This is a genomic window from Paenibacillus sp. NPDC058174, assembly GCF_042883865.1.
Lineage (GTDB): Bacteria > Bacillota > Bacilli > Paenibacillales > Paenibacillaceae > Pristimantibacillus.
This window is the reverse complement of record NZ_JBHVUY010000001.1, coordinates 613596-628298: the sequence shown is the minus strand read 5'-3', so window position 1 is coordinate 628298 and position 14703 is coordinate 613596. Positions and strand designations below refer to the sequence as shown.

Below are 14703 nucleotides of genomic sequence, written 5' to 3'. Positions count from 1 at the left end.
CCCCCTAGCTGGTAATAGAATCAATGACGACCTGTTTTTTTTTCGCCCTTTCGCCGCTTCCCCGCAGCAGCAGGAACGCATGAGCAGCAATGCCAAATCCGCTGATTAGGGTCATTAATCCGAGCATACCGGACTGCCAATCGCCTGCCCATTGCAGAATGATATACAAGGTGCCTGTGCTGCACACATGGGCCGCAAGGGAGCCCCAAAGCGAACGGGAGCCGGCACGAACGGCACCGTATACAATTGCGCCCAGCGCCGCAAATGCGCCAATCGTCACATTCATAAATACCGCACCGAACAATACGGCTTGGAGCAGAACTGTCCATGGAACCGAGAGACGCTGACGCAGCGTATGGAATAACATGCCTCTAAACAGCCATTCCTCCAGCAGGGATCCCAGCAGTAAGCTGCCGAGTACAAATATAATCAGGCTGCCGCCAGCTACAAAAGCGACCAGATCCGAAATGGCCGGAAAGGCCGTCTGAATCCACGGAAGACGGGTAAACGAGGCGATGAATAAACCGAGCCAGACACCCGTTCCTGCGGAAAGCAGCAACGATCCGCTACGCGCAGGAGAAAATCCCAAATCCCTTAGCGAAATTTTTTGCCAGCGCAGCAGCGGAAGATAGATTGCCAGCACGATAATGTTAGATACAATCAGCACAATGCCGGAATTGCTCCCTATCCAGTCCTTCAGTCCGGGATCACTGATCCCGTTATAAAGCGCTTGATTAACAAGCATCACGACCGCTGCATAAATAACCAGATATAAGAGGCTGTTTCCCGCTATACGCAATCCCTTCACGCCGGCTTCACCGCCTCAGAAGGCGGCCGCGTGGAGATCGATGAGCGATGCTTAACCGCCAGGAATATGCCAAGTGTAATCATAGCAGCCGCCACAGCCATCACGATGGACATCAGGCTGACGTCTGTTGACTCCGGCCCGTAATGCCAGAGAAGGTACTGGCTGCCTTGACAAGCAATTTGCGCGGCAATCGGTGCCCAGATGGACTTAAACCAGACATACAGCAGTGCAAAAATAACGGCACCGAGAAAACCGTACAGCGATAGCGGAATGTCTCCGAAGAAAAACAATGCTCCGTACAACACGCCCTGAATCACAATCGCGGTCCAAACCGGGAGTACGCGCCTGAATGTATTCATCAGAATGCCTCTGAACAACGTCTCCTTGTAAATATTTCCGAGAATCAGGAAAATCAGAAATACATACCATTCCGCACGGTTCAAGTAATCGAACAATTCACGGAACTTATACTCGTCCGAAGCAATGGCGGGCAGCCTGGAGAAGGCGACTGTGAACAGACCGGCGCCAAGTCCGATCCATAATGCTATCGCCACCGATTTTCCGCTCATGACGCGAAATTTAGCTTCCTTAAACAAATTTTCTTTAAATATGAACCTCCAAGCCAGCACCATAAGCGGCAAACCTACCAGATCATTTAAGATAATGACGGTTACGGTGTTCTGTTCAAACCAGGTGCTTCTGGGGTACACATAATCGAAAAATAATGTCGTCACCGTGAAAAACCAAGCAAAATACAGACCGATAACAACAGCTGCGCGTGCCAGCATCATTCCCCAAGCCTTCATGCAGTCAGCCTCCCTTTTGTGCTGCCTTCAGCGCGTACGCCGATGCCGCCGTTGCCGGAGGTCCGCCAGACATAGACGGAGCCCCCTACCAATGCAATCAGACAGAGCGCTGTAATGATATACAGCCACACATCGCCAAGCTTGCCGAACCATTCGTAGAATCCAATGTATTTGAATAAAAAGATTGTGCTCATGGCTGTATTTTGTACGAGAATTGGTGCCCACAGCGACCCGGTCCGCAAATACAGTACCCCATATATCAGACCCGAACCGATACTGATGACCGAAAGTGCTGCGCTCGGCTGGAAGTAGGCGTAAGCCCCTGCTTGCAATACCAAGGCTGCATATACGGGCATAACCCTGCGAAGCTCTCTAAAAATCAGGCCCCTGAACAATATTTCTTCAAATGCAGGCCCAATCAAGCCGGCGCCTAAAATGACATACCAGATGGAATCTCCCCTGATCAGATCGTCGACAAGTGCAGGAATGGATGGAAATTGCTTCGCAATATCGTCGATGACGATCAGTCCAATGCTGAACAGGCTTCCGGCAAGACCGAGGGCAATCATCAGCAAGACGCGCGAGGCACTCAGCCGTCTGAAGCCTGCTGCGCGGAACAGATTTTTATCCGTACTAGGCCATATCCAGCCTTTGATACGAAAGATAATCACGTACACTAGTGTAATCAGCGTGAACAGAACGACCATAAACATGGCCGGGTTAACATCCAGAAACTTGGCGAAGCTCAGCGTCGCTTCGTAATTGTAAGTAGAACGGAGCAGATAGAGCAGCGCGTAGAAGACCCCGATATAGAGCGCAATATTCCCTATCATGATCAACACTTTTTTCATAGCAAAGCTCCTTTCTTCCTTCTGTCAGATGTATCCTTAGGCCAGGCACAGCCCGGTATGGGGCATGCTACTCTCTTGAGGCCGCACTGTCTGCTGCAGCACGATACTGCTCGACCACACTCGACAGCAGCTCCAGATAAGCAGAAGCCCATTCCAGCACCGCATCCTTGCTGAGGCGCCGAGCGTCGTACGCCCATACCCCGCCAAGCTCTAATCCTTCCGAACCGTCTAATGACGAAGCGCCATTCAGATACAGCACAACATCGAATCGTTCCAGCAGCTGCTCCTGGAACCCGTGCCGGACTGCGCCTGCAAATAACGGGAACAAGGTAAACCCGGCGTCGGTATGCGGCTGCTTTCTGATTTGCCTTACGCTATAACAATCTCCTGCGCTCACTCGCTTGACTGCATGATGCAGCAGCGTGTCGAAATTGCGCACCTCCGCGAAGTCGATTTCTTTCGGGGCAATCAGTCCGTTGTCCGTCATGGCTGGAAGCACAAGCCGGTTAATGCCGGACTCTCCGCGCCAGAAGTACAGATATACGGCATAAGCCAAAACTTCAACGGTTACCGAACGGGATATTGCAAGCTCCGCAAGCTCTTGCGCAACCATCGTATCCACTTGGAACTGAATGCTGCCGAACCGTTCTGTGGTATAGCTGGTATTGACACAGTCATCTGCTACCGGCAGGCCGCTCCAGCTCCAGCTTGCAAGCTCGCGGTTTCTCGACTCCAGATAGCTGGCAAGTGATAATATCGTCGGATAAGTGAACAAGTCTGTTACACCGAGAGAACCAGGGTACAAATCCTCCAGCCGTTGATGCACCCTAACCAGCAGCAGCGAGTCTCCCCCCACATCGAAGAAACGATGATGAATGCCGAAGTCATCCCGGTTCAGAATTTCACGCCATACGGCGGTAATCGCCTTCTCAATATCGCTTGCCGCTTCGACGAACAGTGTGCCGCTATCTGACTCAAGCTTCGGCTCCGGCAGTGCCTTACGGTCGATTTTTCCGTTCGTAGACAGAGGCATGGCTGGCAGCTCGATTACGGTCGAAGGAACCATATAATCCGGCAGACGCAGCGCTGCAAAATCCCGAAGCTCCAGATGGTCCACAGCTTCGGAGCCAACGAAGTACGCACATAAAGATTCGCTTCCGCTAGCATGGCTCCGCTTTATAACCACTGCTTCTGATACCGCTGGATGCTGAAGCAGCACATGCTCGATTTCCCCGCATTCGATGCGCTGTCCCCTAATTTTTACCTGATGGTCGATTCGGCCCAAATATTCAATTGTTCCCTCAGGCAGCCATCTGGCAAGATCTCCTGTCCGATACATCAGATTGCCCGCCTCGTACGGATTATCGACGAATCTTTCTGCTGTCAAGTCAGGCCGACCGATATAACCTCGCGCAAGACCCGCGCCGGATATGCACAGTTCCCCGGCAATGCCGACAGGCTGAAGCTTTCCTCCTTCGTTGATGATATAAATGGAGGTGTTGTCAATCGGCTTGCCAATCGGCACTTGAATGGGAAGATCACCATCCGAGCAATCGTAATAGGTGACATCCACTGTCGCCTCAGTCGGCCCATACAAGTTCACAAGCCTCGTATCGAATGGAATGCCGATTCGCTCGCGGAACCGCCGCACTTGATCCGCAGTCAGTGCTTCGCCGCTGGCGAACACATGCCTTAGACTCTCCAGCCTCGCCTCGCCTCGCAATAGGCCGGAATGCTCCAGAAACAAATGCAGCATGGAGGGCACAAAATGCATCGTCGTTACGCCATACTGCGCAATCGTATCTATCATGAGTGCGGGGTTCTTTTCGCCGCCCGGAGGCAACAGAACCAGCTTCGCTCCCGCAAAGCTCCACCAGAACAGCTCCCAGACCGATACGTCGAAGGTAATTGGTGTTTTTTGCAAGATGACTCCGCTCGCGTCCAGTCCGTATTGCTTCTGCATCCAGCCAATCCGGTTGACGACCGAATGATGCTCGATCATGACGCCTTTCGGCAGTCCAGTCGATCCTGATGTATACAGGACATAAGCAAGCGAACGTGAATCATGCAGCTTCTCCACTGGGAAATCATCCTGCTCATGCGCCAGTGCAGTATGTACGTCAATACATGGCACAAGCGTCTCCAATCCTTCCGGTACACTGCCATTTGTCAGGACAAGCTTGGCTCCGGAATTGTCCAGCATGTAGCGGATTCGCTCCGTCGGCATGCTCGGCGCAACGGGCACATAGGCGCCGCCCGACTTCAGCACGCCAAAGATGGCAATCATCATCTCCAGACTGCGATCCATGACGACAGCTACGCGATCTTCGCGTTTGACGCCTAGCTTTCTGATCGCCTGCGCCATCCGGTTCGACCTCTGGTTCAATTCCGCATACGTCAATTGTCCGTCCTCGGCTGCAACCGCAACCGCCTGTGGTGTTTGTGCCGCTTGTCTTTCGAGATATACCTCTATCGTATCGCCGCTTGCATACGGTGCAGCCGTGCGATTGAATTGTTGGCTTATCATTTGCGCCGTCGTGTCGTCAAGCAGTCCGATCTCGCCGAGCGGGATCTCTGGCACAGCTAGTGCAACAGAGATAATGCGGAAATACCACTCTGCCATTCTGCGTATGCTGTCTTCATTAAACAGTGCTGTCGCATATTCGATCGTCAAGGCCGTGCCTTTGGCGCCCTGATCTGCAATCTCAAACGTCAAGTCCAGCTTCGATACGCGATTATCCGGCACCTGCGCTTCGAATTGCAAGGCATCCGCTGCCGCCTGTCCGGACTCCATATGCTGCATGACAAACATCGTGTCAAACAGCGGATTACGGCTCAGATCACGCGGCACATCCAGCATCGTCACCATATGTTCGAAGGGGAGTAAGCTATTGTCCAGCGCCGCAAGCATCGTTTCTTTGATCTGTCCGGCGAAGTCTCTGAACGGCAGTTCGCCAGATGGCCCGCTGCGAATTGGCAGCGTATTGACAAACATCCCAACCAAAGACTCCGTTGCAGGATGGAAGCGTCCAGCTATCGGCGTACCTGCAATCAGATCGTCCTGCCCCGTCATCAGATGCAATAACGTATGGTAAGCAGCCAGCCAGATATGAAATGGCGTAACGCCCCATTGCTCTGCCGCACTGGCGATTCCTTGGACAAGCTCAGCTGGAATCGGCAGTGCAAGCTTGGCGCCTTCGAAGCTTTGTTCGGGCGGACGCGAATAATCGGCCGGTAATTGCAGCACAGGAAGCGTACCGGCTAGCTGGGATACCCAATATTGCTCCTGCTGCGTCCTCGCCTCTGAAGCCATCCACTCCTGCTGCCACACGGCAGCATCCTTATACTGGATTCGTAATGGCTGCAAGGCTCCGCCGCGATACAGCTGCCCGAAATCGTTCGCCATGACATTCATGGATACACCGTCCGTGACGATATGATGAATGTCTAGCAGCAGCGTATGCCGGCTTTCGCCGTCCGTCGCAAGAAATGCCCGAATTAGCGGAGCCTTTCGTAAATCGAACGGACGGACGACGGTACGCGCAAATGTATTTAAATCTGCAGCATCTGACAACGCATGCTCTGAAAGTTCAAATGAAACGCGATCATGAACATACTGCACCGGCTTGCCGTCTATCCATTCAAAACTGGTGCGCAGAGGTTCATGGCGGTCAATCAGTCCTTGAATCGCCTCACGAAGCCTGTCCTGCTCCAGCTCGCCCTTCAAATTCAGAGCAAGAGGAAGATTATAGGCTGTGCTGTCGGGATAAAGCTGCTGCAGCACAAAAAGTCTGTTCTGCGCAAGCGACAATGGATAGAACTGCCGCTCTACCGCCCGGGTAATAACCGCCGGCCGGTTAGGGGGCGCGTTGTCGATGCGAATCGCCATTTCCCTCAGTAAGGGGGCACTAAACACATCCTTCATTGCAAACGCCGTTCCGTAACGCTGCTCGATTAAGCCCGCAAGCTGTGCGGCACGCAAGGAATGGCCGCCCAATTGGAAGAAATGAGCGTCTCTTCCGAGCGCTGCTTGAGTATCTGATTCGCCGGCGTTCAGACCAAGCACGATCCGCCAAAGCTCAGCCAGCTGCTGCTCTGTCGGCGTAACCGGCGCCTCGCCGCCGCAAGCCAACGACGCAGTGAAATGAGGCTGAGGCAAGCGGCTTCGATCGACTTTGCCGCTTGAGCTAAGCGGAAACGCTTCCATCGCAATAAAATACGAAGGAATCATGTACACCGGCAAAAGTCCTTGCAGAGCAGCCCGAAGCTTGCCTTCTTGCGGCACTTCACCGTCAACTGTCACGAGATATGCGCAGAGCGCCGGCTCTCCCGCTGAGTCTGTCACCGTTGTCACTACCGCATCGAGGACTTCAGCCTGTACAAGAAGCGCGTGCTCGATCTCACCGCATTCGATGCGGAGACCGCGCAGCTTGACCTGATGGTCGAAGCGGCCCAAATATTCAATATTGCCGTCCGGCAGCCATCTTGCGCGATCGCCAGTCCGGTACAGCTTTTCCCCTGCGGTAAATGGATTCGGAACAAAGCTTTGCTCCGTCAGCTCCGGCCTGTTGTGATAGCCTCGCGCAAGACCGGCACCCGCGATGCACAATTCCCCCGACACACCAATCGGCTGTGGTCTCATCCCTTCATCCACGATATAGAGCCGGATGTTATGAATAGGCTTGCCGATTGGAATCGTACCTGTTTGAGCGTCCGGACAATCATAGTAGCTAACATCGACCGTTGCTTCCGTCGGACCGTACAAGTTAATGAGTCGGCACCCGCTGTCGCCGCGATCAATGAGGCTGTAAAAGTCTGTGACATGGCGAGGCTTGAGAGCTTCGCCGCTCGCAAAGACGTATCGCAGGGAATGAAGCTCGCCTCCCCTTCCGCTGTCAGCTGCATAGGGCAAAAAGACCCCCAGCATCGACGGCACAAAGTGCATCACCGTAATCGCCTGCTCTTCAATGGCGCGCAGCAAGAGTGACGGTTCCTTCTCCCCGCCCGGCTCAAGCAAATAAAGCGAGGCGCCGGCGAAGCTCCACCAGAACAGCTCCCATACCGAAACATCGAATGTGATTGGTGTTTTTTGCAAAATAACGTCGTGCTCATTCAGCGGATACGCCGTCTGCATCCAGTTCAGCCGGTTGATCACCGCGCGGTGCTCGACCATAACGCCTTTCGGCTTGCCGGTGGAGCCTGACGTATAAATGACATACGCCAAATGCTCGGGGCCAGCTTGAGACGGCAGGTCGACTTTTTCTTCGCCCAATGGCAGCTCCGATACAGCAGCAGCCAGGTCATCCAAATCCAGCGTTTCTCCATCGAAGTACGGGAGCGTATGCGCCCACTTGGCACCCGCCAGAAGCAGTTTGGCTCCGCTATCCTCCAGAATGCCTCGGATCCGCTCAGGCGGATGCTCCGGGTCAATTGGCAAATAGGCCCCGCCCGCCTTTAGCACGGCCATGATCGTAATCATCATAGACAACGAGCGCTGCGCGGCAATCGGCACAATTGATTCGATAGCAACTCCCTTGCTTCTTAGAACGACAGCCATTCGGTCGGCACGGTCATTCAGCTCCTCGTAGGTCAGCGTACTTTCGGCTGAACGTACTGCCGTCCGATTCGGCCACTGCCGAGCGGACTCGGCGAACCATCCGTGAATCGTCTGATCCACCGGATATGAATTCCCCGTATCATTCCATGCCGCAAAAGCGTCTTCTTCGGCAGGCGTTGTCATGACGACATCCCCGCAGATCAGGTCAGGATTGCCTGCCGTCTGCTCCAAAATGTAAAGCAGCCGAGCAGCCAGCCTTTCCATTGTGTCTCTATGAAATAAATCCGTATTATACTCTAGCTCTGCTCTATGACCGCTATCTCCATCGCTGTACAGATCAAGCTTGAAATCCAGCTTGGATGTGCCGTGGCTGACGGGCAGAGGCTCCATGCTCCAACCATTCCCGTGTAACGCCAGCTTCTCATCTTCGAACTGATTGTGAAGAATCAGCATCGTATCGAATAGCGGGTTGCGCGATGGGTCATGATGATCCCCGGCTGCCTCCATCATGTGCTCGAAGCTTACATCGCCATGACTATAGGCAGCAAGCAAACGTCGATGGGTCTCACCAACTAGCGTCGTAATCGGTATTTCGTCCGTTACCTGCATCACTATCGGCAAAAACTGATTGAACATGCCGATCATTTGTTCCGTGTCGGGATGTGCCCGGCCGGCAGCCAAAGAACCGATTACAAATTCCGACTGATGCGCTATTCCCTTGAGCAGCAGCGCATAAGCCGCAAAGAGCCAACTGTTCAAGCTCGCTCCGGCACTTGCGGCTGTCTCTTTCAGCCGCGCGGTGAGCGCCGCCGGAATGTGAAAGGTATACGTATCACCTGCAAACGTCTGGCGGTCGCCGCGCGTGTGATCAAGTGGCATATCGAGCGGTGCCGGCAGCTTTGCAAGCTGCTCTCTCCAAAATACCCGACTTGCTCTAGCCCGCTCCGAGCCGGACTGCTGCTCGTGCCAGTTGGCATAATCCTTGTAGTGAAGAACTGGCGGCTCAAGCTCCGCTCCTTCAATAAATGCAGTCAAATCCTCCAGCAGCAGCTTGACGGATATGCCGTCCGCAGCGATGTGGTGGATGTTGAACAGCAGATAGGCCTCCGCCCCTTCTGAAGCAGGCCGGCAATAGCATGCAGCAAGCATCGGTGCTGCGGCAAGATCAAGCGGCTGAAAAAACTGTCTCATGTATTCCGCTAGCGTTGTCTCCGTCAGTTCTGCTCTTTGCAGGACAAAGGCAGCCGAATCATGTACGATCTGGGCAGGAATCCCGTCAATCCAATGATAGGAGGTCCGCAGCGGTTCATGCCGGTCAACCAGCTTCTGAAGCGCTCGCTCGATTCTGCTCTCATCCACCGTACCCGTTAGTTTAAGCACAAGCGGTATATGGTAAGTGAGCCCGATATTAGCCATGCTTTCTGCTAAAAACATACGCCGCTGTGGCGGACTTAGCGGATAGGAGGCAGTTTTAGGCGCCACCGTAACAGGTTCATATGCTTCCTTAGCTGCCTTGTCGATCCAAGCCGCCTGTTCTCTGACTGTCGGCAGCTTGAAAACCTCCTGAAGCGGCATGCGTACCCCGCAATGCTTGTAGATGGCCGATGTCAATGATGCTGCCTTCAGTGAATGGCCTCCATGCTCAAAAAAGTGGTCCAGCACGCCAACTTTTCCTGCATGAAGCACTTCCTGCCACAATTCTGCGACAATGATCTCGGTTTCTGTAGCAGGTGCTTCGTGCTGGACTGTCCGCTCTGGCGCAGGCAGACTTTTTTTGTCCACCTTGCCGCTCCCGTTCAGCGGCAGCTTCTCCAACTGTACAATGGCGGCTGGGATCATAAATGCAGGCAGCTTGCCAGTCAACTGGATCTTAATGCTTGCCTGCCCCTCGGCCTGCTCCGCAACGATATAGGCGCATAAATATGGTGCGCCATCATTCTCAATTAGCGTTACAAAGGCTTCCTTGACGCTCGTACACTCCAGCAGCCTGCTTTCGATTTCGCCTAATTCAATCCGGTAACCACGCAGCTTGACCTGACTATCGATACGGTCCAAAAACTCCAGATTTCCATCAGGCAAGCGGCGCACCAGGTCGCCGGTTCTGTAGACTGTTGCACCTTCACGGAACGGATGCGGCCTGAATTTCAAAGCCGTCTGCTCCGGTAAATTCACATAGCCTGATGCGACACCGTCGCCCGCAATCCACAGCTCGCCCGGCACCCAGTCCGGCTGCAATCGGCCCTGCTCATTCAGCACCAGTGTCTCTGAACGCGCGATGGGCGCCCCGATCGGCACAGCAGCCTGTCCCTGTTCGTCCCATGCCTCCGTAATCGGATAGCAGGTTGCGAACACGGTCGTTTCTGTAGGACCGTAGACATGCAGCAGCACACCTGGTCCAAGTGCACGGAGTGCTTTGCGGATATGCGGTACAGAAGCACGCTCTCCGCCGAATAGAATATGGCGCAAGCCGCGCAGCGCATCAAGCCCATGATCGGCCAGTGTATTGAACAGCGCCGTGGTCACAAAGAACACGGTAATGCCTTTTTCTTTAATCAGTTCACTCAACGACAGAACATCGGCAACTTCTTCCTCGCCAACCAGCGTCAGCTTCGCACCGTTCAACAGTGCTCCGTACACATCGAAGGTTGAACCGTCGAAGGCATAATTCGAGAGCTGCAGCAGCGCATCATTTTCTGAAATCCTTACATAATCGGTATGAACGGCAATCCGGGACACATTGCGATGAGTGGTCATTATCCCTTTCGGCTTGCCTGTCGAGCCGGATGTGTACATGATATAGGCGAAAGAATCACCATTGCTGTCGTTATCCAAATTATGGCCGGACTCATCGTTCCCTCTCGTATGGAGTTCATCCATGTTGACAACATCGATGCTGTCACCTGCAGCTCGGTTGCCCGTCCCCATCGTTGCATCCGCAGCTACAATAACCCGCGCTTCTGTATCCTGCAGCATGAACAAAATCCGCTCTTCGGGATACTGCGGGTCAATCGGAACATAGACAGCTCCAGCTTTCAGCACAGCCAGTATCCCAGTAATCATATCTGGCGACCGCAGCAGCAGCAGAGCGACCTTCGCCCCTGGCGTAACGCCGCGGCTCACAAGAATACGCGCGAAACGATTGGCACGTTCGTTCAGCTCGCTGTAGGTATACGCCAGATTGCCCATTTCAACGGCAATGTTCTGCGGGGTCTCCCGTACTTGACGTTCAAACAGCCGGTGCAGTGACAGATCTTGTGCAGGCGCGGCGGATGAACGGCTCAGTTCGAGCAGCAGTGCCCGCTCTTGCTCATCGACTGGATCAAGCTCGTCAAGTGTCGCATACGGCTGTGCGGCGACTGCCCGGGCGAGCGCGGTATAATGCCGGGCCCACTGTGCAGCGGCTCGCTTTTCGTACAAATCCAGCGCATATTCCAGCGAAAAGGAGATTCCTTCACCGGTATCCACGCACTCCCAAGTCAGGTCGAACTTGGCCGATCCGCTGTCGATAGCTTGGCGGGTATAAACGACATCCTTGCTCCTCCATTCGGGCAGCTCCATGTTTTGCAGCGTAAACACCGAATCGAATAGTGGATTCCGCCCGTATTCCCGGTTCACATTCGCCAGCTCCGCTATTTCTTCATATGGCACATCCCCATTGCCAAGTGCCGTCAGCACCTGCCCATGAACCTGCTTCAGCCAATGATCGAAGCGAACACCGCTTTGTCCGTGAAGACGAATCGGAACCATGTTGACCAGCATTCCAACTACGCTTTGCAGCTCTGGCCGCATCCGTCTCGCGGCTGCTGTGCCGACTACGATATCGGATTCGCCCGTATACTTCGCAAGCAGCGTATAGTAAATGGACAGCAGAACGGTATATAACGTTACCCCCTGACGTCTAGCTAATGCCCGCAGAGATTCAGCGAGCTCCGGCTCCAGCTCGAAGACCTCAATTGCCCCGCGATAGCTTAGCGACTGAGGCCTTGGGTAAGAGGTCGGAAGTGCTATAGACGGCACGCCGTCCCCGAAGGTTTCTTCCCAGTACCGCTTTTGCTGCTCCAGCCAGCCGCCGTTACGGCCTGCTTCCTCCCATAGTGCAATATCCCCGCTATGAATGGACAATGGCTTAGCTGAGTTCCCTTCATAAAACCGCATAAGATCGGCCATCAAAATGCCCATCGACGTGCCGTCCGTAATGATATGATGCATATCCAGCAGCAGTATGCTGAACTCGCTCTCCATGCGAATAAGCTCCATGCGCAGCAGCGGTGCTTGCTCCAAAGAAAACGGCTGTAAGAAGCTGTGCTGATGCTGCATCAGCTCCTGCGCCGTCCAGCCGCTTCCGTCAATCACGGCAAGAGGCAGCTCGACCATCTGATCGATGCGCTGCATCACATGGCTTTCTTCCCTATAAAAGGACGTCCGCAGCGCCGGATGCCGTTCGATCAGGGACTGCCATGCCGAACGGAATAACGCAATATCGAGCGGCCCCTTCACTTGAACCGCAAAAGGCAGATGATAGTTGAGCAGCCCGGGATTCAGCTCTTCCAATAGGAATAGCCGCTTCTGCGCCAATGTCGCCGGATAAACATGCTGCACCTCTGCTTTGGTTACCGTTGGAGAAACAGCAAAAGCGGTGCTTACGCCCTCCTGCATCTTCTGCTCCAGCAAAGCGGCAAGTGAACGGACTTTATCATACAAGAACAGCTCGGTAAGGGTAAGCTCGACGCCAAACGCCTCTTGCAGCCTGGCGGCGGCATATGCTGCCTTAAGCGAATTGCCTCCCTGTTCAAGAAAACCGTCCTCACGGCTTATGTAATCCTTGTTCAATACCTCACACCAGATGGACATGATCCGCTTCTCCGTTCCCGAAGCTGGCTCCAGTCCGATATTCGCGCGCAATGCAGCGCAGTCTTCCGCATTACTGTGCCCCAATGCAGCAGCTGCTTCCAGCACTGCAAGATCGTCAAGCGCCTCCGCAAACTCGCCTTGGCGCAGCGCTTCCGCCAGTACATAGCGTTGAATTTTACCGGAGGTCGTCTTTGGAATTCGCCGAACAGGAACAACATAAGCAACGTTCAGGCCGGCGGACCCGTTCAATAATCTTCTCACCTCAGACATCAGCGGTACGAACCCGCTAATCTTGCCGCGATGCTGAATGAAAACGGCGATCTCATCCCGTTTGGTCGTGTCATCCTGAATGGCTGCAATCGCCGTTTTCCCGATTTCTGCCCCCTTCAGGATGCTGATTAGCGCTTCCAGGTCATGGGGATACACATTCTGCCCGTTGACAAAAATAACGTCCTTCATGCGGCCGGTCACATATAAACGGCCTTCCAACAGGAAACCGAGATCCCCGGTGTTCAGCCATCCGTTTGGGGAAATCATCTGCTCGTTTACATCGGGCCGCTTATAGTAACCGCTTGTAACATTGCCGCCCCTAATATGAATCAGGCCAATAGTGCCTGCTGCCGCAGTGTTCCCCGCTTCGTCGCAAATGCGCAACTCGCACTCTTGTACTGGAAAGCCAAGATCAACGAATTCAATTGAGGTGTGATCCTCATGATTGGCAATACGCACAGGCTGTCCGACAGCCAGCGATTGGCGCTCAAGCTTTACGGTGTTGAGATGCTCATCCGTGCCAGGAAACGTCACAGCCAGACTCGCTTCTGCAAGCCCGTATACGGGAAAAATGCAATTCTCCTTCAACCCGTAAGGCTTCATCGCCTTCAGAAACTCGCGGCAATGAGCAGAAGAAATAGGCTCAGCACCGTTAAAGATCAGCCTAACGCAAGACAAATCCCACTCCGCTGCTCCTTCCGGCTTCCAGTGCTGCAGAAAATGCACATAACCGAAATTGGGAGAAGAGAGACATGTCACCCGATGCTGATGAGTAAGCTCCAGCCATTTCATCGGATGAAGCACAAACGTCGAGGTCGGCAAGTGCAGCTGATTCATGCCGCAATAAAGCGGCGACAGATGAAAGCCGATAAGCCCCATATCATGCGTCAGCGGAAGCCAGCTTAGCGAAGAATCCCGTTCTGTGGACTTCGCACCGTGAACAATGGCGGCCATGTTCGACAACAGGTTGCCATGCGTCAGCACGACTCCCTTCGGGTCTCCGGTTGAGCCCGATGTAAACTGGATGAATGCCATATCCGTCTCGGCTGCCTCATAGAGATCAGCCTCGGGACGGCCTTCATCCGCAGCTGCCGCAAGCACCTCTGCAATCGGTACACTGCCGGACTCCAGCCGGGTAAGCGTCTCCCCCTCGCCGTGCTTCAAAGCATAGCTTTGAATGCCTGGCCAAAGCTCTTCATCACAAAGTAATCTCGGGTTTTCCAGCTGCTTGCATACCTGAATTAGCTTGTTGCGACCTTCGTCCGTGCGGGCTGCCGTTACAGGTACAGGGACAATGCCGCCGAGCACGCAAGCCCAGAACAGAAGGATGAACCGTTCGTTACCTTCCGTCTGCATGACAGCAAAGTCGCCTGGTTCAAGACCCCGCTGGCGCAGCAGATGAAGCGCTCTTCTGGACAATGCAAGTAATTGGCCGTACGATAAATAGCGCTCCTGACCGCTTTCGCAAAATCGAATTCCTGCATCGTTTTCCTTATGTGCCAGCAATACACCAGACAAATTACGGATGGTTGTCATAGGCGGCCCTCCGTTCTGTGTTTT

General features: G+C 53.9%; 4 protein-coding genes. All 4 read right to left on the bottom strand.

What is annotated here, in order from left to right; translation table 11 throughout:
- Positions 1-4: 4 nt before the first annotated feature.
- The gene (locus tag ACFVVF_RS02870) at positions 5-808 is read right to left on the bottom strand and encodes a CPBP family intramembrane glutamic endopeptidase (RefSeq protein ID WP_387805213.1); all 804 of its coding nucleotides are present in this window, start codon (positions 806-808) and stop codon (positions 5-7) included.
- Entirely contained in the window at positions 805-1614 is an 810-nt protein-coding gene (locus ACFVVF_RS02865; protein WP_387805211.1) for a CPBP family intramembrane glutamic endopeptidase, read from the bottom strand. The genes ACFVVF_RS02870 and ACFVVF_RS02865 overlap by 4 nt, the downstream gene beginning before the upstream one ends.
- Positions 1611-2465: a CPBP family intramembrane glutamic endopeptidase gene (locus ACFVVF_RS02860; protein ID WP_387805209.1), complete on the bottom strand. Its 855-nt coding sequence runs from the start codon at positions 2463-2465 to the stop codon at positions 1611-1613. The genes ACFVVF_RS02865 and ACFVVF_RS02860 overlap by 4 nt, the downstream gene beginning before the upstream one ends.
- 67 nt (positions 2466-2532) lie before the next feature.
- Positions 2533-14679, bottom strand: coding sequence for an amino acid adenylation domain-containing protein (locus tag ACFVVF_RS02855; RefSeq protein ID WP_387805207.1), 12147 nt, complete (start codon positions 14677-14679; stop codon positions 2533-2535).
- Between the last annotated feature and the right edge of the window lie 24 nt (positions 14680-14703).